The following is a 24184-nucleotide window of genomic DNA, read 5'->3' as shown; positions in this document are numbered from 1 at the left end:
TGCCCTGCCGGCGGCCGCTGCTGACGGCCCGTCAACGAGTGAGGCCCCCACCGCTGGTGGGGGCCTCACTCGTACGTTGGTGACACCGACCCGCCATGCTCGCCTCGCGGCAAGTGGTCGCTCGCGGCGACTAAGGTTGGGCCCGGGGGCTTGGATCGAGCCGGTGTCTCGTCCAATGTAACCCATCGGTCCCGGGAGGCAATCCCGCCCGGCGGATTTCCCGCAGATGTCCACGTTCGCCGAAGCCTCTGTTGTCGGGACCGTGCAATCAATGAACGTTATTTCTGGGAACTCACTGGTAGGTGCGACGATCGAGCTCTAGGATGCGCGAGGCGACAGCATCAACAGTTTGTTGAACCAACAGTTTGTTGAACCAGGAAGAAGGACGTCGATGGCGACGGTGCCCAGTGTCTCCAACTCGATCACGGTGCGGCTGGAGGTTCCGGCCGCGGGCGGCGCGGTCAGCAACATCACCACCGCCGTGGAGTCCTCCGGTGGCTCGGTGACCGGTCTGGACGTCACGGCCTCGGGCCTGGAGGCGCTGCGGATCGACGTGACCGTCGCCGCCTCCTCGGTCGCGCACGGCGAGGAGATCGTCGAGAAGCTGCGCGCGATCGAGGGCGTCACCATCGGCAAGGTCTCCGACCGGACCTTCCTGATGCACCTGGGCGGCAAGATCGAGATGTCCTCCAAGCTGCCGATCCGCAACCGCGACGACCTGAGCATGATCTACACCCCCGGCGTGGCCCGGGTCTGCATGGCGATCGCCGAGAACCCCGAGGACGCCCGCCGCCTGACCATCAAGCGCAACAGCGTCGCGGTCGTCACCGACGGCTCCGCGGTGCTCGGCCTGGGCAACATCGGCCCGCAGGCCGCGCTGCCCGTGATGGAGGGCAAGGCGGCCCTCTTCAAGCGCTTCGCCGGCATCGACGCCTGGCCGATCTGCCTGGACACCCAGGACGCCGACGAGATCGTCGCGATCGTCAAGGCGATCGCCCCCGGCTTCGCCGGCATCAACCTGGAGGACATCTCCGCGCCGCGCTGCTTCGAGATCGAGGCCCGGCTGCGCGAGGCGCTGGACATCCCGGTCTTCCACGACGACCAGCACGGCACCGCGATCGTGGTGCTCGCCGCGCTGACCAACGCGCTGCGGGTGGTCGGCAAGGAGATCGGCGACATCCGGGTCGTCATGTCGGGCGCCGGCGCGGCCGGCACCGCGATCCTCAAGCTGCTGCTGGCGGCCGGCGTCGAGCACGCGACCGTGGCGGACGTGCACGGCGTGGTGCACAGCGGCCGTGAGGACCTCAACGACTCGCTGCGCTGGATCGCCGAGCACACCAACCGCTCGGGCCGCACCGGCAGCCTCAAGGAGGCCGTGGCCGACGCCGACGTCTTCATCGGCGTCTCGGCCCCGAACGTCCTGGACGGCGACGACATCGCCTCGATGGCCGACAACGCGATCGTCTTCGCGCTCGCCAACCCGGACCCCGAGGTCGACCCGGCGGTGGCCCGGCAGACCGCCGCGGTGGTCGCCACCGGCCGCAGCGACTTCCCGAACCAGATCAACAACGTGCTGGTCTTCCCGGGCGTGTTCCGCGGCCTGCTGGACGCGCAGAGCCGCACGGTGAACACCGAGATGATGATCGCCGCCGCCCGCGCGCTGGCCGCGACGGTCCTGGACGATCAGCTGAACGCGAACTACATCATCCCGAGCGTCTTCCACCCGGACGTCGCCAAGACCGTCGCCGCGGCCGTCCGCGACGCCGCGCTGGCCGCCGAGGGCAAGGAGGACCGGGCGCCGTCCCGGCCCACCCCGGGCATCGTCGGGACGCTCGACACGGCGGCCTTCCCGACCGTCAGGCTCTGACCCGCCGGGGCGCCGACGCCGGCCCGTCGAGAGGCCGGCGCCGACCCGCCGGGACGTCAAGCTCCGACCCGCCGTGAGCCGTTGGGGGCGGTATCCGGTCGATCAGCTGGCCGAATACCGCCCCCTCCCGTCTTCGCCGGGTCCGAACCCTTGCGACACAAGGGCGAGGGGTGTGTTTGGGCTTGTCCTCGTCAGGGCGTACGGTAGCCCTGCACGGGGCAGGCGTGTCCGACAAGTACGGAACGTCCCCCAGCCACTCGGCGAGTCGTTCCCGGCCGCCGCCCGCGCCGGTCCGCCGGCGCCGACGGAGCGTCATAGCTGCGTGGGGAGGGCGCCGTTCGGGGCGCAGCGCCGAGGCCCGATTGGCTTTCTCAGGGCCGGTAAGGGCAGGATTCGTACCCAGGCAGGCACGTGGCAGGACTGGACACGGTGCGCGGCCCGGGGCACGAGCCGGGCCCCTACCACCGCCGCCTGAATGAGCACAGTGTGCGGACCAGCGGCCCAGCCGGGTGCCTCCGGAGGGACGACCGATGGGGCCCCCGCACACCGCAACGAACAGACCACAGGAGTACACATGAACCGCAGTGAGCTGGTGGCCGCTCTGGCCGACCGCGCCGAGGTGACCCGTAAGGACGCCGACGCCGTTCTGGCGGCCTTCGCCGAGGTCGTCGGCGAGGTTGTGGCCAAGGGCGACGAGAAGGTCACCATCCCCGGTTTCCTGACCTTCGAGCGCACCCACCGCGCCGCTCGCACCGCCCGCAACCCGCAGACCGGCGAGCCGATCCAGATCGCGGCCGGCTACAGCGCCAAGGTGAGCGCCGGTTCCAAGCTCAAGGAAGCCGCCAAGGGCGTCTGAGTCCCGCAGCAGCACGAAAGGGCCGCCCCGGTCGGGGCGGCCCTTTCGCGTGTCCTGCCGGCCGGTCAGACGGTCGCCAGCAGCTCCTCCTCGTCCGGCAGCTGGACGTGTGCGCCCAGCTCCCGCAGCTTCTCCATGAAGTTCTCGTAACCGCGGTTGATCAGCGAGATGCCGTGCACCGTGGAGGTGCCCTCGGCGGCCAGCGCCGCGATCAGGTACGAGAAGCCGCCGCGCAGGTCCGGGATCACCAGCTCGCCGCCGAGCAGCTTGGACGGGCCGGAGACGACCGCGGAGTGCAGGAAGTTGCGCTGGCCGAAGCGGCACGGGGTGCCGCCCAGGCACTCGCGGTACAGCTGGATGTGCGCGCCCATCTGGTTCAGCGCCGAGGTGAAGCCGAGCCGCGACTCGTACACCGTCTCGTGCACGATGGACAGGCCGGCCGCCTGGGTCAGCGCGACGACCAGCGGCTGCTGCCAGTCGGTCTGGAAGCCCGGGTGCACGTCGGTCTCCAGGGCGATCGCGTTCAGCTCGCCGCCCGGGTGCCAGAAGCGGATGCCCTCGTCGTCCACCGCGAAGGCGCCACCGACCTTGCGGAAGGTGTTGAGGAAGGTCATCATCTCCAGCTGGCGGGCGCCGCGGACGTAGATGTCGCCCTTGGTGGCGAGCGCCGCGCAGGCCCAGGAAGCCGCCTCCAGGCGGTCCGGCAGCGCCTTGTGGTCGTAGCCGCCGAGCTCGTCCACGCCGGTGATCAGGATGGTCCGGTCGGTGCCCATCGAGATGATCGCGCCCATCTTCTGCAGCACGCAGATCAGGTCGACGATCTCCGGCTCGATGGCCGCGTTGCGCAGCTCGGTGTCGCCCTCGGCGAGCACCGCGGTGAGCAGCACCTGCTCGGTCGCGCCGACCGAGGGGTAGGGGAGCTCGATCTTGGTGCCGCGCAGCCGCTGCGGGGCCACCAGGTAGGTGCCCTGTGGGTGCTTCTCGATGGTCGCGCCGAACTGGCGCAGCACCTCGAAGTGGAAGTCGACCGGCCGGCCACCGATGTCGCAGCCGCCCAGGCCCGGGATGAACGCGTGGCCGAGCCGGTGCAGCAGCGGGCCGCAGAACAGGATCGGGATCCGCGAGGAGCCGGCGTGCGCGTCGATGTCGGCGACGTTGGCGCTCTCCACGTGGGACGGGTCCATGATCAGTTCGCCGTCGGCCTCGCCGGTGCGCACCGTCACGCCGTGCAGCTGGAGCAGCCCGCGGACCACCTTGACGTCGCGGATGTCCGGGACGTTGCGCAGTCTGCTGGGACCCTGACCGAGCAGGGCGGCCACCATCGCCTTGGGCACCAGGTTCTTGGCGCCGCGGACGCGGATCTCGCCTTCGAGGGGAGTTCCGCCGTGGACCAGCAGGACGTCGTCGGTCATCGTTCTCGCAATCCGGGGTTCGCAGCCGTCAGACACGGGGATCCGCAGCCGGGGAGGCAGGGGTCACGGGCGCGCGGCAGAAGGCCGCACGGGCGCCACCTTTGGTAGATGGTAGTAGTTGGTTGAACGGTTCCCGTGACTTCGAACAGTGATCATGCTCTCTCCGAGTGGAACCGTGGCCGCTCGTCCGCCGGACGGGTGAGGGCGCGCGGGGCGGAGGTTTCGCCGCGGGCGGGGTCGTAACCGGCCCGCTGGTGAGATCATGTGGGCATGACCGCGGCCTCCTCGCACACCGGCCGACTGCTGGTGGCGACGCCCGTACTCACCGACCCGAACTTCGCCAGGTCGGTGGTACTGCTGCTGGACCACGACGTGCAGGGCGCGCTCGGTGTGGTGCTGAACCGCCCGACCCCGGTCGAGGTCTCCGACGTGCTGGACGGCTGGGCCGAGCTGGCCGGCAGCCTGCCGGTGCTCTTCCAGGGCGGGCCGGTCGGGCTGGACTCGGCGCTCGCCGTCGCGGTGGTGCCGGGGGAGCCCGGGCCGGCCGATCCGCTGGGCTGGCGGCGGGTGCACGGCGCGATCGGGCTGGTCGATCTGGAGGCGCCGCCGCAGGTGCTGGCCGGCGAGCTGGGCTGCCTGCGGGTCTTCGCCGGGTACTCCGGATGGACGCCCGGGCAGCTGGAGACCGAGATCGCCGAGGGCGCCTGGTACCTGGTGGACGCCGAGCCCGGTGACCTCTCCTGCGCGCACCCGGAGCTGCTCTGGCGCTCGGTGCTGCGGCGGCAGAGCGGGCCGATGGCGATGCTGGCGACGTATCCCGAGGACCCGACGATGAACTAGCCGTGTCCGGCCCGGCGGCCGCCCCGGCGCCGGGGCGGTGGCCCGCGGCGCGGCGGCGGGGGGTCCGTTTTCCGGAGCGGCCCCATAGACTTGGCCCCTATGAGCACTCTTGAGCCCGAGCGCGGCCTCGGCACCGGCACCCTGGTCGAGCCCGTCCCGCAGGTGTCCAGCGGCGACGGCGACCACGAGCGCTTCGCGCACTACGTCCAGAAGGACAAGATCATGGAGAGCGCGCTCTCCGGCTCCCCGGTGGTCGCGCTCTGCGGCAAGGTCTGGGTTCCCGGGCGCGACCCGAAGAAGTACCCGGTCTGTCCGATGTGCAAGGAGATCTTCGAGGGCATCGAGCCGGCCGGCGGGGGCGACGACAAGAAGTAGTCCGCCCCGCCTTCGCGGCCGCCCGTATTCGGGGCCCCATTGGTCTATGCCAATGGGGCCCCGGCGGGCAGGATGGGCCGCATGGACCTCATCCCGGCTCCGCTGACCGCAACGTTTCCCGACGGCCCGGCGCTGCCGCTCGGCCCGGCGACCACGCTGGCCGGCGGCCCCGGCACCGAGGACGCCGAGCGGTGGCTGCGGAGCACGCTGGGCGCCGCCACCGGCCTGCCGCTGCGGCCCGCCGCCGATCCGGTGATCGAGCTGCGGCTGGACGCCGCGCTCGGGCCGCAGGAGTACCGGATCGGCGTCACCGCGAAGCGGGCGCTGCTCACCGCCGGCGGCCCGGCCGGCGCGCACTGGGCCGCCCAGACGCTGCGCCAGCTGCTCGGCCCGGACGCGTACCGGCGGGCGCCGCTGCGCCGCACCGGCTGGGCGCTGCCCGGCTGCGAGATCGCGGACGCGCCGCGATTCGGCTGGCGCGGGGTGCTGCTGGACGTCGCGCGGCACTTCCTGCCCAAGGCCGACCTGCTGCGCTACGTCGACCTGCTGGCCGCGCACAAGCTCAACGTGCTGCACCTGCACCTGACCGACGACCAGGGCTGGCGCTTCGAGGTCAAGCGCTACCCGCGGCTGACCTCGGTCGGCGGCTGGCGCGAGCGCTCGATGGTGGGCTTCCGCGACGCTGGCAGGCGCGACGACCGCCCGCACGGCGGCTTCTACACCCAGGACGACCTGCGCGAGCTGGTCGCCTACGCCGCCGAGCGCGGCATCACCGTGGTCCCGGAGATCGACCTGCCCGGGCACGCGCAGGCGGCGATCGCCGCGTACCCCGAGCTCGGCAACACCGACGTGCTCGACACGTCCGCCCTCGGGGTGTGGAGCGACTGGGGCGTCAACGAGAACGTGCTGAACGTCGGCGACGCGACCCTCGCCTTCTTCGAGGGGGTGCTGACCGAGCTGCTGGAGGTCTTCCCGTCCGAGTTCATCCACCTCGGCGGTGACGAGTGCCCGAAGGACCAGTGGCGGGCCAGCCCGGCGGCGCAGGCCCGGATCAAGGAGCTCGGGCTGGCGGACGAGGACGAGCTGCAGAGCTGGTTCATCCGGCACTTCGACGGTTGGCTCACCGCGCGCGGGCGCCGGCTGATCGGCTGGGACGAGATCCTGGAGGGCGGCCTGCCGACCGGCGCCGCAGTCTCGTCCTGGCGCGGCTACGCCGGCGGGGTGGCGGCCGCGCGGGCCGGCAACCAGGTGGTGATGTGCCCCGAGCAGCACGTCTACCTGGACCACCGGCAGGCCGACGGGCCCGACGAGCCGATCCCGGTCGGCTACGTGCGCACGGTGGCGGACGTCTACCGGTTCGAGCCGGTGCCGCCGTCGCTGGATGAGGTGAGTGCCCGTCAGGTGATCGGGACCCAGGCGAACCTCTGGACGGAGTTCATGGACGACGCGCGCGACATCGACTACCGGGCCTTCCCGCGGCTGGCCGCGTTCGCCGAGGTGGCCTGGTCCGCGCTGCCGGCCGACCCGCGGCAGCGGGACTGGCCGGGCTTCGAGCGGCGGCTGACGGCGCATCTCGCCCGGTTGGACGCACTTGGCGTGGAGTACCGCCCGCCCGGCGGTCCGCACCCGTGGCAGCGCCGCCCCGGGGTGCTCGGGCGCCCGATTGCGGGATCGCCGCCCACCGCCGATGAGTTCATCTGATCTTCTGGGAACCTTCATCGGACTTCGGGCGTCAAGAACAGGTGAACATCCGGTCTCATTCGTGGTGGTTCTGCCCGGAAAGTGACCGGATCGTCCTGGACCCCCAGGGCGATCATCGGGCGCGATGTGCCAGAGTTGCCCAACCCGGTGGCGGCTTCAGTTCGGCGGCCACGGCCCGTACTCTACGGGCGGTACCGCGGACCCGCGGACCGAGTGAGTCGGCCGGCCCTTGCGCCGGCCACGACGCGGCTGAGCACAGCCCGAGCGAGTGGAGCACGGTGGGATCCTGGTGAACCGGACGATCATGCTGCCGACCTCCCTCGACGAGGCCGTCGACGCCCTGGGCGCCACTCCCGCCGCGGTCCCGGTGGCCGGCGGCACCGACCTGATGGAGGCCGTCAACGCCGGACGGCTGCGCCCCGCCGCACTGCTCGGCCTCGGCCGGATCACCGAACTGCGCGGCTGGCGCTACGAGGACGGCGGCACCGCCGTGCTCGGCGCCGGCCTCACGCTGGCCCGGATGGACCGCCCCGACTTCGCCGCGCTGATCCCCGCGCTGGCCGACGCGGCGCGCACCGCGGGCCCGCCGCAGACCCGCAACGTCGGCACGCTCGGCGGCAACATCGCCACCGCCGCCCCGACCGGCGACACGCTGCCGGTGCTCGCCGCGCTGGAGGCCAGCGTCACGCTGGCCCGGCCCGGCGCCACCCGCGAGGTCCCGGTCAGCCACCTGCTCACCGGCCTCGACCCGATGCGACCGGGCGAGCTGCTCACCTGGGTGCGGGTGCCGCTGTTGAACGCGCCGCAGGTCTTCCTGAAGTCCACCGGGCGCAGCGGCCCGGCCCGCGCCGCCGCCTCGGTCGCGCTCGTCCTCGACCCGGCCCGGCGCGCGGTGCGCTGCGCGGTCGGCGCGGTCGCGCCGGTGCCGCTGCGGCCGCTGGAGGCCGAGGCCTGGGTGGCCGGCTGCATCGACTGGGAGGCCCGCCGCGAGGACGGTGCGCAGGCCATCGACCCGGCCGCGCTGGCCGCCTTCGGCGAGTACGTCGCCACCGCCTGCGTGCCCGACGGCTACGGTGCCGACGCCGCGTCACCGCTCGCCATCGAGGGGCCGAGCGCGGCGGCGGTCAGGCTCCGGCGTACCGTGGCGGTGCTGGCCCGCCGGGCACTGGGAAGGGCATTGAAGTGACGGCAGAGCTGGCCGCCGGGATGGCGGCCGACCCCACCAACCACACCGCCGCGGCGGGCGACGGGCGCCCCTGCGCGTCCTACACGCTGCGGGTGAACGGCTTCGACCGGCCGGTCACCGACGCCTGGATCGGCGAGAGCCTGCTCTACGTGCTGCGCGAGCGGCTCGGCCTGGCCGGCGCCAAGAACGGCTGCGAGCAGGGCGAGTGCGGCGCCTGCTCGGTGCAGGTGGACGGCCAGCTGGTGGCCGGCTGCCTGGTGCCGGCGGCGCTCGCGGCGGACAGCGAGATCAGCACCGTCGAGGGCCTGTCGGCGGCCGGCGCACCGAGCGACGTCCAGCAGGCGCTGGCCGACTCGGGTGCGGTGCAGTGCGGTTACTGCACGCCAGGGATGGCGATGGCGGTGCACGACCTGCTCCAGCGCAACCACCGGCCGAGCGAGGTGGAGGCCCGCCAGGCGCTGTGCGGGAACCTCTGCCGGTGCACCGGCTACCGCAGCGTGCTGGCCGCGGTGCAGACGGTCGCGGACACCCGCGGTGCGGCCGCCGAGGCCGAGGCCGCGGCGGCTGACGCGGCGTCGGAGGAGCCGGCGGCGGTGGCCGCTCCCGTGGCCGCCGAGCGGACAGCCGAGCCGATCGCCGACCCGATCGCCGACCGGGCGGCGGAGCACGTCGCGCAGCCCGGGCCGGTGCCGCAGGTCAACGAGAACACCGACCCGCCGGTCTACCAGGACGCCTGGACCGCGACCGCGACGACCGGTGAGGTCCCGGTCTTCGGCGGCGACGACGGCTGGATCACGGCCGAGCCGCTGGCCGCCCCGGCCGAGGCGCCGGGACCGACCGCGGCCGGCACCGGCCTGGGCCTGGGCGTGATCCCGGCCCAGGGCTACCCCGGCGGCTACGACCCGACCGTCTACGGTCCGGGCAGTGGCTACGACGCCGCCACCGGCTACGAGCCGACGCCCGCGCACGGCACGGCCGCGCCCGGCGCACCGTTCGAGGGCGGGCCGTTCGAGGGCGGGCCCTTCGTGGGCACAGCCTTCGAGGGGACGCCGGCACACGGCACGCCGTACGAGCCGACGCCCGCGCACGGCACGCCGTACGAGGGGGCGCCGTTCGAGGGGACGCCCGCGCACGGCACGCCGTACGACACCGGCTACCCGGCCGCCCCGCCGTACGCCGCCGGCCCGTACGCCGAAAGCCCGTACCCCGGCACCGCGTACCAGGACGTCGCCTACCAGGGCACGCCCGCGCACGGCGTCCCGGCACCCGGCACGCCCTACGACCAGGCCGGCTTCGACCCCGCCGGGTACGACGGCACCGTCTACGAGACCGCCCCCGGCACACCGGACGCGGGCACCCCCGCGCACGGCCTCCGGCTTCCCGAGGACGACCACGCATGACCTCGCCCACCGAGACCTCGTCCACCGAGAGTGTGCCGGCCGACGGCTCCGCCGAGCAGTCGGAAGCCGCGCAGGCGCAGCCCTTCGGCCTGGGCAGCTCGCCGCTGCGCACCGACGCGCTGCCCAAGGCGCTCGGCATCTACCCGTACGCCGCCGACCTGTGGGCCGAGGGGCTGCTCTGGGGCGCCGTGCTGCGCTCGCCGCACCCGCACGCCCGGATCGTCTCGATCGACACCTCGGCCGCGCTGGCGATCCCCGGCGTGCACGCCGTGCTGACCGCCGCCGACCTGCCCGCGGTCGGCGACGGGCTGGGCGACCGCCCGGTGCTGGCCGCCGAGGTGGTCCGCCACCACGGTGAGCCGGTCGCCGCGGTCGCCGCCGACCACCCCGACACGGCCCGGCTGGCGGCCGCCTCGATCCTCGTCGAGTACCAGCCGCTGGACGCGCTGACCGACCCCGAGCAGGCCTTCAGCGGGCCCCCGCTGCACCCGGACGGCAACCTCTTCCGCCACCTGCCGCTGCGCACCGGCGACCCGGACGCGGTCGGCGAGGTGATCGTCGAGGGCCTCTACCAGGTCGGCCGGCAGGACCCGGCACCGATCGGCGCCGAGGCCGGGCTGGCCGTGCCCCGCCCGGACGGCGGCGTCGAGCTGCACCTGTCCTCCACCGACCCGCACGGGGACCGCGAGCGCACCGCCGCCCGGCTCGGCATCGAGCCGGACCGGGTCCGCCTGGTGGTCACCGGCGTGCCCGGGGCCACCGCGGACCGCGAGGACCTCTCGTTCCAGGTCACCCTCGCGATGCTGGCGCTGCGCACCGGCCGTCCGGTGAAGATGGTGCTGACCCGCGAGGAGTCGTTCCAGGCCCACCCGAGCCGCCACCCCGCGCTGCTGCGCTACCGCCACCACGCCGACGCGCAGGGCCGGCTGGTCAAGGTCGAGGCGCAGATCCTGCTGGACGGCGGCGCCTACGCGGAGGTCTCGGCCGAGGCGCTGGCCGCCGCGACCGCGTTCTCGGTCGGCCCGTACGTCTGCCCGAACGTCTTCGTGGACGCCTGGGCGGTGCGCACCAACAACCCGCCGGCCGGCCGGATGCGCGGCGAGGGCGCGCTGCAGTCCTGCTTCGCGCACGAGTCGCAGCTGGACCAGCTGGCGCTTCAGCTCGGTCTCGACCCGCTGGAGATCCGCCGCCGCAACGTGCTCGCCACCGGCGACGCGCTGCCCACCGGACAGGCCGTCACCTGCCCCGCCCCGGTCGCAGCGCTGCTGGACGCGCTCGCCGAGGTGCCGCTGCCGGCGCTGCCGGTGGACGAGCCGGACACCGACTGGCTGCTGCCCGGAGGTCCCGGCGGCGCGGGCGACCCGGTCGCGGTGCGGCGCGGGATCGGCTACGCGGTCGGCATGTGCCACATGCTCGGCGCGGAGGGCGCGGACGAGGTCTCGACCGCGACCGTGCGGGTCAGCGGCGACCACGCCACGGTGATCTGCGCCGCCGTCGATGCCGGCCAGGGCTTCGCCACGCTGGCCCGGCAGATCGTCCAGTCGGTGCTCGGGGTGACCGAGGTCTACGTCGCCCCGGTCGACAGCGACCAGTCGATCGCCGGGCCGTCCTCCCGCGGCCGGCACACCTGGGTCTCCGGCGGCGCGGTCGAGAAGGCCGCGCTGATGGTCCGCCAGCAGCTGCTCTCGCCGATCGCCGCCGACTTCGGCATGTCGGTCGAGCTGCTCTCGATCTCCGACGGCAAGATCACCTCCTACGACGGCGTGCTCGGCATGCCGATCACCGAGGCGCTGGAGGGCAAGGAGCTCTGGGCCACCGCCCAGTGCCGCCCGCACCCGACCGAGCCGCTCGACGAGGCCGGTCAGGGCGACGCCTTCGTCTCGATCGCGTTCTGCGCGATGCGCGCGGTGGTGGACGTGGACATCGAGCTCGGCGCCGTCCGGGTCGTCGACGTGACGGTCGCCCAGGACGTGGGCCGGGCGCTCAACCCGGGCCAGATCGAGGACCGGATCGAGGCCGGCGTCGCCCAGGGCGTGGGCCTGGCCCTGCTGGAGGACCTGCGCACCTCCGGCGGCCTGCTCGTCAACCCCTCGCTGACCGGCTACCGCCTGCCGACCGCCCTCGACACCCCCGACGTGCGCATCGCCGCCCTGCTGGAGGAACGCGACGTCGTCGCCACCTTCGGCGCCAAGGCGGTCAGCGCCGTCCCCGCCACCGTGGCCCCGGCCGCCGTCGCCGCCGCCGTCCGCGCAGCCACCAACCTCCCGGTCGGCCGGCTGCCGATCCAGCCCGAGGACGCGGTGGTGGCGGTCTGAACCGCCGCTGATCGGGAGGCGTTCAGGCCGCGTGCGGCTTGAACGCCATCCGGGTCCGGTGTGGCCGAATTCCAGCGCCGGGAATTCTCCTCCGCGTCGGGAATTCTCCTCGGGAAATGCCGAATTGCCGGTCGGCGAATTCGTCGCCGACCGGTTCGGTCGAATCTGGAGGCCATGGCGGGAATCGAACCCGCGTGCACCGCTTTGCAGGCGGTTCCCTCAACCACTCGGGCACACGGCCGTGGGAAGGGCGCTGGTGGCCCTTCAGGAGCGGGAGGTGCGACAACAGGAGGGAGCTGCGCGGTGCGTCGTGGCGGTCATTCGCGGGGCTCCTCTCCGGTGGTCCTCGGCGATTCCCGGCGTTCGGGTGTCGCTTTCTGAATTCAGTTTGACCGGTCGGCCGACGAATCGTCAATAGCCGATTGTGACCGGCGTATGAAAAGTCCTAGGACCATCGGCCGATCCGCCCGGGACCATCGGTCAGGAGCAAACCGAGCTCTAGGCACTTACCATGGCAGCCATGACGACTGCCTCCACCACCTCGGCCGACCCCGGCACGTCCCCGTCGGTGTCCGACCCGGCCGACCCGGGCGGCTCGGTGATGGGGGCTCGGTACCGGGCGCTGACGCTCGGGATCGTGTCGGTGGTGCTGCTGCTCGCCTTCGAGGCGACGGCGGTGAACACGGCGATGCCGGTGGCGGCCCGTCAGCTGCACGGGCTGGGGCTGTACGCGTTCGCGTTCTCCGGGTACTTCACCAGCACGCTCTTCGCGATGGTGCTGTCGGGGGAGTGGTGCGACCGGCGCGGGCCGGTGCTGCCGCTGTTCGCCGGGATCGGCGTGTTCGCGGTGGGGCTGGTGGTGGCCGGTACGGCGGCGACGATGTGGGCGTTCGTCGGCGGGCGGGCGATCCAGGGGCTCGGTGGCGGGCTGGTGATCGTCGCGCTGTACGTCGTGGTCGGGCGGGCGTATCCGGAGCGGTTGCGACCGGCGGTGTTCGCGGCGTTCTCGGCGGCCTGGGTGCTGCCGTCGATCCTCGGTCCGGTGGTGTCCGGCGCGGTGACCCAGCACCTGGGGTGGCGCTGGGTGTTCCTGGCGGTACCGGTGCTGGTGGTGCTGCCGCTCGCCGTGATGGGTCCGGCGCTGCGGCGCGCCGAGCGCGAGCAGCCGCCGACGGACGGCGGGGCGCTGGACCGGCGGCGGATCGGGCTGGCCGCGACGGCGGCGCTCGGGGCCGGGCTGCTGCAGTACGCGGGGGAGAGGCTCGACCTGCTCGGGCTGCTGCCGGCGCTGGCCGGGGCCGGGCTGCTGGTGCCCGCGGTGGTGCGGCTGCTGCCGGCCGGCACGCTGCGGGCGGCGCGCGGGCTGCCGACGCTGATCCTGCTGCGCGGGGTGGCCGCGGGGTCGTTCTTCGCGGCGGAGGCGTTCATACCGCTGATGATGGTGACCCAGCGGCACCTGTCGCCGACGCTGGCCGGGCTGACGCTGACCAGCGGCGGGCTCTCCTGGGCGCTCGGCTCCTGGCTGCAGGGCCGTCCGGGCGCCGAGCGGTACCGGGAGGGGCTGATCCGGGCCGGCTTCCTGCTCACCGCGCTCGCGATAGCCGGCAGCGCCCTGGTGCTGTTGCCGGGTGCGCCGACCTGGACCGCCGCCTTCGCCTGGGCGTTCGGCGGGATCGGCATGGGTCTGTCGATCGCGAGCATCAGCGTGCTGATGCTCAAGCTCTCCCCGCCCGAGGCGGCGGGCGTCAACTCGGCCTCGCTCCAGATGTCCGACGCGCTCGGCAACGTGCTGCTGGTCGGGCTGGCCGGGGTGCTCTTCGCCGCGCTCGGCGGCGGCGCGGTCTCGGCCGCGACGGCCGCGGGCAGCGGCAGCGGGGCCCGCGGCGCGTTCGCGGTGATCTTCGCGGTGATGGCCGCGATCTCGCTGCTCGGCGGGCTGCTCGCCGCCCGGGTCCGGCCCCGCGCGGCGAGCTGACGTCCGACGGGTGTCCGGAGCCGGTCGGCCGGCTCAGAGCCGGCCGGTGCGGCGGCGGCGCAGCTGGACGTAGGTGGCCGCGCCGGCGGTGGCCAGCAGCGTGACACCGGCCAGCGTCTCCGGCAGGTTGGGGCCGGTGGAGCCGCCGAGCCCGGCGTGCGTGACACCGTGCGGCTCGACGCCGGGCTCACCCGGCACCGAGCCGGGCTCACCGTGCTCGCCGTACTCACCGTGCTGGCTCTGACCCTGGCCCAGGCCCTGACCTTGGCCCTGGCCCGGCTCGCCGTGCTGCCCCTGGCCGGACTGGCCCTGGCCGGGCTGTCCCTGGCCGTGCTGCTGGCCCTCGCCGCGCCCCGGGTCGTCGCCCTGGACGGTCAGGCTGCCGGTCAGCGGCGCCTCGTTGCCCTTGGCGCACTTGATGGTGACCTGGTACGTCCCGGGCCGCGCGCCCTTCGGGACGGTGCCGACGCCGCCGACCAGGCTGCGCAGTGAGGCCAGCTTGACCGCCGGGATCTCCTCGCCACCGGAGCCCTGGCCGTGGAACGTGGCGGTGCCGTCGGGGCTGCTGCAACCGCCGCCGTCGAAGACCGCGAACTGGCCGCCCGGGCTGATCGGGTCGGGTTCGACGACGACCGGGCCGGCGGCGACGGCGGGCCCGGCCAGGCCGAGGCTCGCGGCCCCGGCCAGGAGGGTGCCGGCGAGGAAGTGACGAGCGCGCATGCTGGTTCTCCCAGGACCCGGCCACGGGGGCGTCCCCGTGGAGGAGTAGGCGAAACCGTGTCCTGGGATCCAGGGGACCGGCCCACCGGTCGGTCCGCATGCGCACCAGGCGTCGGAAGGTGCCTCCAAACCACCGGCTACCTGGGGTGATGCCCCGTCACCGGAGGTGGCGCCAATCGGGTTAGTGCGGCGCTCCGGCAAGATCCGTAGGACACGCGCTAGTGGCCCGGCCCGAGGAAGCTGGACCAGCCGCCGGCCGGCGCCTCGCCGACGTTCAGCGACTGCAGCTTGCGCAGCACCGCCGGGTCCTGCGCCTCCAGCCACTGGACCAGCTGCCGGAACGAGACCAGCCGCACCTCGGGCCGGTCCGCGATCGTCTTCAGCACCTCCTCGACGGCGTTCATGTAGATGCCGCCGTTCCACTCCTCGAAGTGGTTGCCGATGTACATCGGCGCCCGGTTGGTGTTGTAGGTGCGCTCGAAGCCGGCCAGGTAGGAGTCCCGGGCCTGGGTCTGCCAGGCGGCGTACCGGTTCCGGTCCCCCTTGGTGTTGTCGCCGGACTGGTTGTACATGATGTTGTAGTCCATCGAGAGCACCTGGAAGGTGTGCCCGGGGAACGGGACGGACTGCAGCGGCATGTCCCAGAGCGCGCCGCCCTGGATCTTCTGCGGCCAGACCTGGAGCCCGCCGGGCCCGCTGCTGTCGTACTTCCAGCCGCGCGCCGCGGCCGTCGGCAGCAGTCCGCGCTGGCCCTCCAGACACGGGGTGCGCCCGCCGATCAGCTCCTTGCGGTAGTCGAAGGGCAGCGGCGGCAGGTCGGTGAAGCCGGTGTTGGTCCGCCAGTTCATGACGAAGTCCATCGCCTGCTGGATCTCGCTGTCCCACTCGTCCGGCGACCACCTGCCGCCGCCGGTGGCGCCGCAGAAGTGGCCGTTGAAGTGGGTGCCGATCTCGTGGCCGTCCAGCCAGGCGGCGCCGATCTGGGTCAGCGTGTCGTGGATGTGCTGGTCGCTCAGGTAGCCGATGTCGGAGGCGCCGACGTGGTGCTGCGGCGGGTGGTAGAGGTCCTTCTTCGACTCGGGCAGGGTGTAGATCCCGCTCAGGAAGAAGGTCATGGTCGCGTTGTGGTCCTGCGCCAGCTGGCGGAACCGGGAGAACAGCCGGTTGTCCAGCTCGCCGGCGCCGTCCCACGAGAAGACGACGAACTGCGGGGGCCGCTCGCCGAGTTCGAGCGGGACGGCCTGCGGCTGGTTGGGCTGCGGGCCGGTGTCGGAGGTCGAGCCGTCGCCGATCACGGTGGCGGGCGGCTTGGCCGGCGTGCTCGGGGCCGAGGCGGAGGCCGAGGCGGATGCGGCGGCGGAGCCCGGCGAGGCCGGGTCGCTGATCTGCGGGACGGCGGCGAGTGCGCTGTCCCTGGGCATGATGCCCTGCTTGCCGCAGCCCGTGGCGGCCGTCGCGGCGGTGGCTGCGCCGGCGGCCAGCAGCGTCCGGCGGGAGAGAGCGTCCATGGTCACTCCAGTTCGTGAGGCGGCGCGGGCGGTGGGGTGCGGGCGGTGGGAGACGGGCGGGCGGGGCCGTCCAACGCCGAGCTGACGAGCGGAATGTGGTGATTAGTCCGCTGATTGTCCGTTATGGCCGCTTTGTCCACAGCATCGCACGCGAAACGGCGGGGTGTGCGGAGGGCGGGAGGCGACCGCTCTTCCGGCGGAGCGTGTCGGCGTGTCGAGTCGCGGATAAGACTGATGGATCATCAGCTTGATGTCGGTTGCGGCGCCCAGCGCGGCGGGAGGAGTCGGGGGACCTATGTGGCAGTCGCTGCTGAACGCCTATCGCGAACGGATCGTCGACCCGGGCCGGCTGCCGCTCTTCCTGCTGCTGCTCGGCCTGATCAGCGCGTTCCTGTTCATCCGGTTCAGCGTCCGGATGATCCGCCGCGGCACGCCCTGGTGGCCCGGCAACGTCACGCCGGGCGGCCTGCACATCCACCACGTGGTCTTCGGGCAGGCGCTGATGCTGGTGGCGGGCGTCGGTGGGTTCAGCGTCCACGGGACGAACGGTGACCTGCGCGATGCGCTGGCCTTCGCCTTCGGGGCCGGCTGCGGGCTGGTGCTGGACGAGTTCGCGCTGGTGCTGCACCTGGAGGACGTCTACTGGAAGGAGCAGGGCCGCAAGTCGGTGGACGCGGTGATCCTGGCGATCGCGCTGATCGCGCTGCTGCTGATCGGCCAGCTGCCGCTCGGCGGCGCGCTGATCGGCCGGCCCTCGGCCGGCCAGCTGGCCGGCGCCGGGATCCTGCTGCTGCTCGTGGTGATAAGCCTGCTCAAGGGCAAGCTCTGGACCGGTCTGCTCGGCGTGATGGTCCCCGCGCTCGCGCTGGTCGGCGCGATCCGGCTGGCCCGGCCGGGCAGCCCGTGGGCCCGCTGGCGCTACCGCAGCAGGCCCAAGCGGATGGCCCGCGCCGAGCGCCGCGAGCAGCGGGTGCACCGGCGGGTGCTGGCCTTCAAGACCGCGGTCTACAACCTGCTGGCCGGCGCACCCGACCTGACGGGCAGCCAGCCGGAGCCAGCGGCCACCGCGCCGTCGCCGCCGGCCGTCGCCGTCGAGCCGCCGCCCCCGGTCTCGCCGTGGCGGCGGCGCTGCGCCACCGCCGCGACCGTCTACCTGCGGGTGGCCACCGCGGTCAACCTGCTGGCCGGGGTGATCGCGCCGTTCCGCGAGCGGGTCCACCGGGTCAACAGCGGTGACTTCTTCACCCCGGTGCTGATGACCGCCGGCTTCACCGCCGCGCTCTTCGCCGGCCTGCTCGCGGTGATGCTGCGCCGGCGCAAGCGGGCCGCCTGGATCGTCGCCACCACCGTGGTCGCGCTCTACACGGCGCTCTTCCTGGTCGCGCTCGCGGTGCTGCCGCAGGACCGTGCGCACCCGTTCAACTGGGTCTCGGCCGCGATCACGCTGCTGGTGCTGGGCGCGCTGCTGGCGAGCCGCGATGCCTTCCACGCCCGCGGCGCCCACGGCAACACGGCGCTCGGCCTCTGGACGCTGGTGCTCGGCGGCGCGCTGGTCACCTCGCTCGGCGCGGTGCTGATCCACGCCAGCGACACCGCCCCGCAGGCCGACTGGGACGCCTGCTTCTACTACGCCGCGATCCGGCTCTTCACCGTCTCCGGCTTCGGCGAGCTGGTGCCGCAGGTGGCGGTCACCGGCTGGGCGGACCTGATCATCAACGTGCTCGGCGCGGCGCTCTTCCTGCTGGTGCTGCGGGTCTTCTTCCGCTCCCCGCGCGGCCGGGTGCACCTGGAGCCGACCGACGAGCAGCGGCTGCGCGAGCTGCTGGACCGGCACGGCGGCCGCGACTCGCTCGGCTACTTCGCGCTGCGCCGGGACAAGTCGGTGGCCTGGTCGCCGTCCGGCAAGGCGGCGGTGCTCTACCGGGTGGTGGGCGGCGTCGCGCTCGCCTCGGGCGACCCGATCGGCGACCCGGAGGCCTGGCCGCAGGCGATCGAGGTCTGGCGGGGGACGGCGCGGGCGAACGGCTGGGTGCCGGCCGTCACCGGCGCCGGCGAGCTGGCCGGCGTGGCGTACGGCCGTACCGGGCTGAAGGCGCTGGAGTTCGGCGACGAGGCGATCGTCGAGGTCGAGGGCTTCAGCCTGGAGGGCCGCTCGATGCGCACGCTGCGGCAGGCGCACGGCCGGGTCCGCAAGGCGGGCTACCGGGCGGTGATCCGCCGCCACCGCGACATCCCGGAGGCCGAGCTGACCGAGCTGGTCCACCTGGCCGACGCCTGGCGGCACGGCCGGACCGAGCGCGGCTTCTCGATGGCGCTCGGCCGGCTCGGCGACCCGGCGGACGGCGACTGCGTGATGGCCGAGTGCCGGGACGAGAACGACCGCACCTGCGCGCTGCTCAGCTTCGTCCCGTGGGGCGCGCACGGGCTCTCACTGGACCTGATGCGCCGTGACCGGGAGTCGGAGAACGGTCTGGTCGAGTTCCTGGTCACCGAGCTGCTGCTGCGCGGCAATGCCGGGGAGCTGCCGCTGACCCGGGTCTCGCTGAACTTCGCGATGTTCCGCTACGTCTTCGAGCACGGCGGCAAGCTCGGCGCGGGGCCGGTGCTGCGGCTCAACCGCGCGGTGCTGAGGTTCCTCTCCCGCTGGTGGCAGCTGGAGTCGCTGTACCGGGCCAACGCGAAGTACCAGCCGGACTGGGAGCCGCGCTTCGTGCTCTACGAGAAGTCCTCCGAGCTGCCCGCGATCGCGCTCGCGAACGGGCTGGCCGAGGGATTCCTGGTCCGCCCCCGGCTGCCCAGTGTGCGGTCGCTGCGCCGCCCGGCTCACCCGTCCGGCGGCGCAGCCGATGCGCCGGTCCCGGCCGCCGGATTGGCTGGACGCGTGCGGTGACGCAGGCGGCACACCGCGACGCACCGCGGACGCAGTACGGACGACGGGAGCACGGGGTGGGCGGGCGGAGGAGCCCCTGGCCTGGGGCGGTCGCGCTGGGCGCGACGGTGGTGGTCGGCGCCTGGCTGGTGCAGGACGGCGAGCACGGCGCCCGGCCGCCCGTCCCCACCGCCGCCGAGGCGCTCAGCGACGCCCCGCGCCCCGGCGTGACCGGCACCCCGATGGCCGCCTCCGGGCCGGTCCGGGTGCGGATCCCGCGGATCGGGGTGGACGCCCCGGTGGTCCCGGTCGGCCTGGACGGCGAGGGGCATCTGGCCACGCCGCCGCAGACCGAGCGCAACCTGGCCGGCTGGTACCGCGGCGGCGTGACGCCGGGCCAGCGCGGCACCGCGCTGCTGGCCGGTCACGTGGACACCGCCGTCGGCCCGGCCGTCTTCTACGGCCTGGGCGCGCTGCGCCGCGGCGACCGGGTGGACGTGGTCCGGCAGGACGGCACGACCGCGTGGTTCATGGTGGACGGCGTCGAGGTCTACGAGCGGGCCGGCTTCCCGGACCGCCGGGTCTACGGCCGCACCCTCGACCCGGAGCTGCGGCTGATCACCTGCGGCGGCGGCTTCACCAAGGGCCAGGGCTACCGCGGCAACGTCGTGGTCTACGCGCACCTGACCGGGCACCGGAGCGCGGCGTGACGGCGTGACGGCGTGACGGCGTGACGGCGTGACGGCCTGCGGCGGTCCGTCCTGGCTGCATGGACGGGCCCTAGCCGAGCAGGGCGGCGAGCGCGCGGTCGGCGTCCAGGTGGCGGTGCTCCTCGCCCTCGGCCACCACCCGGTAGCTGCGCCACAGGAACCGCCGCAGGTCGTCGGTCTCGAACCGGAGCAGCGCCACGCCCTCCGGCGCGCGCAGCTCCACCATGGTGTGCCGCCCGTGCGAGGGCCGCACGTGCACGTCGCCGAGCCCCGAGGGCAGCTCCAGCCCCGCCGCCAGCAGCTGCCGGGCGAAGACCCAGACCACGTCCGCGGCGCCGGTCGGCTCCAGCCACTCGTCCAGCGAGTACTCGGCCGGGAAGACCATCCGCACCGCCAGCGGGTCGGCCGCCCGGTAGCGCAGCTTCACCCGCAGGCCGCTGGAGCTCTGCGCGGAGAGGATCAGGTGGGCGGACACGGCCAGCTCGACGGCGTTCGGCATGGCGGGCTCCTCGGGGTCGGGGACGGGCTTGCACGAGGAGAGAGCGGGAACCGGGCGGGCGATTACCGAGGCAGACGGGTGATCTGGATCACGGGGTCAGGATCACGCGGGCGGCGGCGCTCGAACGGGTGAACTGCGGTGAAATCGCTGGCGCTGGTGAAATGCGCGGTTCAAGCTGGTACCAGATTGGCCCCATGCGGGTAGCCTCGGAGTATGGCAATGAACCTTCGTCTCCGGGACGACCAGGCAGAGGCCCTGAAACAGCGCGCTGAGCAGGAGGGGATCAGCATGAACGCCATAGTGGTCAAGGCGGTGGACGACTACCTGGCCAGGACGGCCCAGCAGGCCCTCGTCCGGGAGACCGCGCTCAAGCAGGCGGCGAAGTGGCGGGAGCTGATGGAGCGGCTGAAGTGAGCTATCTGTACCTCACCTCCGAGGACATCCTCGCGGTGGCCGAGGCGGCCTGTGACGACATGCAGATCATCGTCCGGGACATCGGCCTGCTGGAGTCGGCCGCTCACCGTCCATCGGCGGAGATGTTCGGCCAGGAGGCCTATCCGGACCTGTTCGACAAGGCAGCCGCGCTCCTGCAATCGCTGTTGATCAACCATCCGCTCTTCGACGGGAACAAGCGCACCGCCTGGCTCTCCTGCGTGACCTTCCTGGCCATCAACGGCATCGAGCTGGTGCCGGACATCGATGCCGCCGAGGAGCTGGTGATCGCCGTCGCCACCGGTCAGCTGGAGGAGGTCAAGACGATCTCGCAGGGCCTGCGGGCACTCCGGGCGGGCCGGTCCTGACGCGTTCGTGTCGGGGGTGGTCGTTCGGTCGAACCCGGTAGGCTAGGCGGGTTGTCCGATCGCCGCCCTCTCGCCGGCTGGGCCGCTGTTACCGCCCTGACCTGCGACGATCCCCCTCGGAGACCGTGAGTACACCCGCCTCTTCCGCCATGTCGCCGTTGTTCTCCGACGCTGTCGAACCGCATGTGTCGGGCCGCCCGCCCGGTGCCGTCGCCGGCCAGCACCACCTGTCACCGGCCTTCCCCGGCCGGGCCCCCTGGGGGACCGCCGGGAAGCTCCGGGCCTGGCAGCAGGGTGCGCTGGACAGGTACATCGAGAAGCAGCCCAGGGACTTCCTCGCAGTCGCGACCCCGGGTGCAGGCAAGACCACCTTCGCGCTGACCCTCGCGTCGTACCTGCTGCACAACCACCTGGTGCAGCAGATCACCGTCGTCGCACCGACCGAGCACCTGAAGAAGCAGTGGGCCGAGGCCGCCGCACGGATAGGCGTCCGGCTGGACCCGGCGTACTCCTCCGGGCCGCTGTCGAAGGACTACCACGGCATCGTGGTCACCTACGCGGGCGTGGGCGTCAACCCGATGCTGCACCGCAACCGCACGGAGGCCCGCAAGACGCTGGTGATCATGGACGAGATCCACCACGCCGGTGACTCGAAGTCCTGGGGCGAGGCCTGCTTCGAGGCGTTCGAGCCGGCCACCAGGCGGCTCGCGCTGACCGGGACGCCGTTCCGCTCGGACACCAACCCGATCCCGTTCGTCCAGTACGCGCAGGACACCGACGGGCTGCGCAAGTCCGTCGCCGACTACACCTACGGCTACGGGCACGCGCTCGCCGACCACGTCGTGCGTCCGGTGATCTTCCTCTCGTACAGCGGCAACATGCGCTGGCGCACGAAGTCCGGCGACGAGCTGGAGGCCCGGCTCGGTGAGCCGATGACCAAGGACCTGATCGCGCAGGCCTGGCGCACCGCGCTGGCCCCGCAGGGCGAGTGGATCCCGAACGTGTTGCGGGCCGCCGACAAGCGGCTGACCGAGGTGCGCAAGGCGATCCCGGACGCCGGCGGTCTGGTGATCGCGACCGACCAGAACGTGGCCCGGGCGTACGCGAAGATGATCCGCGAGATCACCGGGCAGAAGGCGACCCTGGTGCTCTCCGACGAGACCGAGGCGTCCAAGCGGATCTCCGACTTCTCGGCCAACGACGACCGCTGGATGGTCGCGGTCCGGATGGTCTCCGAGGGCGTCGACGTGCCGCGGCTGGCGGTCGGTGTGTATGCCACCTCGATCTCGACGCCGCTCTTCTTCGCGCAGGCCGTCGGCCGCTTCGTGCGCGCCCGCAAGCGCGGCGAGACGGCCTCGGTCTTCCTGCCGTCCGTCCCGATGCTGCTCGGTTTCGCGAACGAGATGGAGCTGCAGCGCGACCACGTGCTGGACCGGCCGAAGAAGGAGGGCGAGGGCCTCTTCGACGAGGAGGACCGGCTGCTCGCCGAGGCCGAGCGGGCCGACGACGGCCCGGACGGCGCGGGCGGCGACGAGTTCTCCTACGAGGCGATCGGCTCGGACGCGGTCTTCGACCGGGTGCTCTACAACTCCATGGAATTCGGCATGCAGGCGCATCCGGGCTCCGAGGAGGAGGAGGAGTACCTCGGCATCCCGGGCCTGCTGGAGCCGGACCAGGTGCACATGCTGCTGCAGAAGCGGCAGACCAAGCAGATCCAGCGCTCCAAGGCCAAGCCCGCGGAGGAGGCCGACCTGCTCGAGCTGCCGGCCGAGCAGCGCCCGGTCGTGACCCACCAGGAACTGCGCGACCTGCGCAAGGAGCTCAACGGGCTGGTCGCCTCCTGGCACCACCGCACGAACCAGCCGCACGGCACGATCCACAACGAGCTGCGCCGCCAGTGCGGCGGCCCGCTCACCGCGCAGGCGACGGCGAACCAGCTGAAGGCGCGGATCGCGAAGGTCAGGGAGTGGGCCCGCTAGCGGAGGGTTTCGCAGCGGTGCGGTCGCGGGTCCGGGGTCTGCCGGGCCCGCGGCCGGTTGTCCGGGTAGCGGACCCGGTGGTGACGGATGTCCTTCGGAGGCCTCGGAAATAGTGTGGCTTGCCCGGTTAGGTCCGAATCGAAAATATCGATCATGACCGAATTTTGGACAACTACTTCCGCAGCGGCCAAACAGTAACTACTTTCTCCCCACGCTCTCTCGAAGGCACGACCCTCCGTTCGAAGTGCGCCCAAAACCGTGCGTGCCGATGACGACGCAGCGCGGTTCGCCCGCGTCCACCACCCCTGCGCGCGAAACCCTCCGTCCGCTTCCCGGCGTTCTCGCCGGAGCCGGACGATCGCCGCGCGGAAAGGAAAGCGTGTCGTGACCGCCGAGACCTCCCAGACCCTCGACCGCGGAGTGCGGGTCCTCAAGCTGCTGGCCGACTCCGAGCGCGGCCTGACCGTGACCGAGCTGGCCGCGCGGCTGGCCGTCAACCGCACCGTGGTCTACCGCCTGCTCGCCACCCTGGAACAGCACGGGCTGGTCCGCCGCGACATCGGCGGCCGGGCCAGAGTCGGCCTGGGCGTGCTGCGCCTGGCCCACCGGGTGCACCCGCTGCTGCGCGAGGCCGCGCTGCCGGCGCTGCGCAGCCTGGCCGAGGACCTCGGCGCGACCGCCCACCTCACGCTGGTGGACGGCACCGAGGCGCTCGCGGTGGCCGTGGTCGAGCCGAGCTGGACCGACTTCCACGTCGCGTACCGCACCGGCCTGCGCCATCCGCTGGACGAGAGTGCGGCCGGCCGGGCGATCCTGGAGGCCCGCAAGTTCCCCGGCCAGCGCCGGCCGGAGCAGGGCTTCGTGATCACCCGCACCGAGGAGCAGTCCGGCGCGAGCGGTGCGGCCGCCGCGCTGATCGGGCTGAGCGGCATCGAGGGCAGCGTCGGCGTGGTGATGCTCAACGGCCTGGTCCCCGACCGGGTCGGCCCGCGGGTGGTCGAGGCGGCCACCGAGGTGGCGGACGCGCTGCGCTGAGCCGCCGCGGCCGCGCGGCGGCGGGCGGGTGCCCCGGGTGGCCGGCCTCTCGGGCCACCGCGTCGGGCCACCGCGTCGGCTTATTGCGCCGGTGGCGGGTGTGTTTGGATGCACCTGTGCCAGTCGACCCGAAGCCG

The 24184-nt window shown here is 73.1% G+C and carries 18 protein-coding genes, 1 tRNA gene and 1 pseudogene; 15 read left to right on the top strand and 5 right to left on the bottom strand.

The genetic code is table 11. The features are described 5' to 3' along the window. Positions 1-391: 391 nt before the first annotated feature. A complete protein-coding gene (locus tag AC060L_RS11100) occupies positions 392-1867 on the top strand; it encodes an NAD-dependent malic enzyme (protein WP_483798460.1) in 1476 nt (491 codons plus the stop codon). Positions 1868-2441: 574 nt separating this feature from the next. Next, entirely contained in the window at positions 2442-2723 is a 282-nt protein-coding gene (locus AC060L_RS11095) for an HU family DNA-binding protein (RefSeq protein ID WP_145905962.1), read from the top strand. Between the two features lie 65 nt (positions 2724-2788). Here the strand turns inward: AC060L_RS11095 and murA are convergent, their stop codons facing one another. Further along, the gene (gene murA, locus AC060L_RS11090) at positions 2789-4135 is read right to left on the bottom strand and encodes a UDP-N-acetylglucosamine 1-carboxyvinyltransferase (protein WP_483798459.1); all 1347 of its coding nucleotides are present in this window, start codon (positions 4133-4135) and stop codon (positions 2789-2791) included. A 270-nt stretch (positions 4136-4405) separates the two neighbouring features. Between murA and AC060L_RS11085 the strand changes: the two genes are divergently transcribed. The 6 genes and pseudogenes from AC060L_RS11085 (at position 4406) to AC060L_RS11060 (ending at position 11952) form a co-directional block, all read left to right on the top strand. Then, a complete protein-coding gene (locus AC060L_RS11085; protein ID WP_483798458.1) occupies positions 4406-4975 on the top strand; it encodes a YqgE/AlgH family protein in 570 nt (189 codons plus the stop codon). Between the two features lie 99 nt (positions 4976-5074). Further along, positions 5075-5350 (top strand): DUF3039 domain-containing protein, encoded by a 276-nt coding sequence (locus tag AC060L_RS11080; RefSeq protein ID WP_483798457.1) that lies wholly within the window; start codon positions 5075-5077, stop codon positions 5348-5350. Positions 5351-5431: 81 nt separating this feature from the next. After that, a complete protein-coding gene (locus AC060L_RS11075; protein ID WP_483798456.1) occupies positions 5432-7051 on the top strand; it encodes a beta-N-acetylhexosaminidase in 1620 nt (539 codons plus the stop codon). Between the two features lie 304 nt (positions 7052-7355). Beyond that, complete coding sequence (locus tag AC060L_RS11070; RefSeq protein WP_483798506.1) at positions 7356-8237, top strand: FAD binding domain-containing protein; 882 nt, start codon at positions 7356-7358, stop codon at positions 8235-8237. Between the two features lie 68 nt (positions 8238-8305). After that, positions 8306-8818, top strand: a pseudogene (locus tag AC060L_RS11065) ((2Fe-2S)-binding protein); the annotation flags it as partial. Between the two features lie 815 nt (positions 8819-9633). Further along, a complete protein-coding gene (locus tag AC060L_RS11060) occupies positions 9634-11952 on the top strand; it encodes a xanthine dehydrogenase family protein molybdopterin-binding subunit (RefSeq protein ID WP_483798455.1) in 2319 nt (772 codons plus the stop codon). A gap of 166 nt (positions 11953-12118) precedes the next feature. Here AC060L_RS11060 and AC060L_RS11055 read toward each other — a convergent pair. Further along, positions 12119-12193 (bottom strand) — tRNA-Cys (locus tag AC060L_RS11055). Between the two features lie 270 nt (positions 12194-12463). Here AC060L_RS11055 and AC060L_RS11050 point away from each other — a divergent pair. Further along, a complete protein-coding gene (locus AC060L_RS11050) occupies positions 12464-13927 on the top strand; it encodes an MFS transporter (RefSeq protein WP_483798454.1) in 1464 nt (487 codons plus the stop codon). Between the two features lie 33 nt (positions 13928-13960). Here AC060L_RS11050 and AC060L_RS11045 read toward each other — a convergent pair whose 3' ends face one another. Together AC060L_RS11045 and AC060L_RS11040 are read right to left on the bottom strand one after the other, a co-directional pair. After that, entirely contained in the window at positions 13961-14647 is a 687-nt protein-coding gene (locus AC060L_RS11045; RefSeq protein ID WP_483798453.1) for a hypothetical protein, read from the bottom strand. Positions 14648-14865: 218 nt separating this feature from the next. Further along, positions 14866-16155 (bottom strand): polysaccharide deacetylase family protein, encoded by a 1290-nt coding sequence (locus tag AC060L_RS11040; RefSeq protein WP_483798452.1) that lies wholly within the window; start codon positions 16153-16155, stop codon positions 14866-14868. A 295-nt stretch (positions 16156-16450) separates the two neighbouring features. On the opposite strand from AC060L_RS11040, the gene AC060L_RS11035 reads away from it, so the two are divergent. Together AC060L_RS11035 and AC060L_RS11030 are read left to right on the top strand one after the other, a co-directional pair. Then, on the top strand, positions 16451-19045 hold the full coding sequence (locus tag AC060L_RS11035; protein WP_483798451.1) for a phosphatidylglycerol lysyltransferase domain-containing protein: 2595 nt from the start codon (positions 16451-16453) through the stop codon (positions 19043-19045). 56 nt (positions 19046-19101) lie between these two features. Further along, entirely contained in the window at positions 19102-19734 is a 633-nt protein-coding gene (locus AC060L_RS11030) for a class F sortase (RefSeq protein ID WP_483798450.1), read from the top strand. A 70-nt stretch (positions 19735-19804) separates the two neighbouring features. On the opposite strand, the gene AC060L_RS11025 is transcribed toward AC060L_RS11030, so the two are convergent. Then, positions 19805-20233, bottom strand: coding sequence for an SsgA family sporulation/cell division regulator (locus AC060L_RS11025; protein WP_483798449.1), 429 nt, complete (start codon positions 20231-20233; stop codon positions 19805-19807). Positions 20234-20446: 213 nt separating this feature from the next. Between AC060L_RS11025 and AC060L_RS11020 the strand changes: the two genes are divergently transcribed. From AC060L_RS11020 to AC060L_RS11005, 4 genes are all read left to right on the top strand, one after another. Beyond that, positions 20447-20647 carry a CopG family transcriptional regulator gene (locus AC060L_RS11020; RefSeq protein ID WP_483798448.1) on the top strand — a complete coding sequence of 67 codons (201 nt, stop codon included), beginning with the start codon at positions 20447-20449 and terminating at the stop codon, positions 20645-20647. After that, entirely contained in the window at positions 20644-21033 is a 390-nt protein-coding gene (locus AC060L_RS11015) for a type II toxin-antitoxin system death-on-curing family toxin (RefSeq protein ID WP_483798447.1), read from the top strand. Before AC060L_RS11020 ends, AC060L_RS11015 begins: the two co-directional genes overlap by 4 nt. A 149-nt stretch (positions 21034-21182) precedes the next feature. Then, entirely contained in the window at positions 21183-23012 is a 1830-nt protein-coding gene (locus AC060L_RS11010) for a DEAD/DEAH box helicase (protein ID WP_483798505.1), read from the top strand. Between the two features lie 384 nt (positions 23013-23396). Further along, entirely contained in the window at positions 23397-24047 is a 651-nt protein-coding gene (locus AC060L_RS11005; protein ID WP_483798446.1) for an IclR family transcriptional regulator, read from the top strand. The last annotated feature ends 137 nt before the right edge of the window (positions 24048-24184 follow it).

It is taken from the genome of Kitasatospora sp. NEAU-69, from assembly GCF_057158765.1.
Note: the sequence above shows the minus strand (reverse complement) of the source record. Positions and strands in the feature narration are given on the sequence as shown.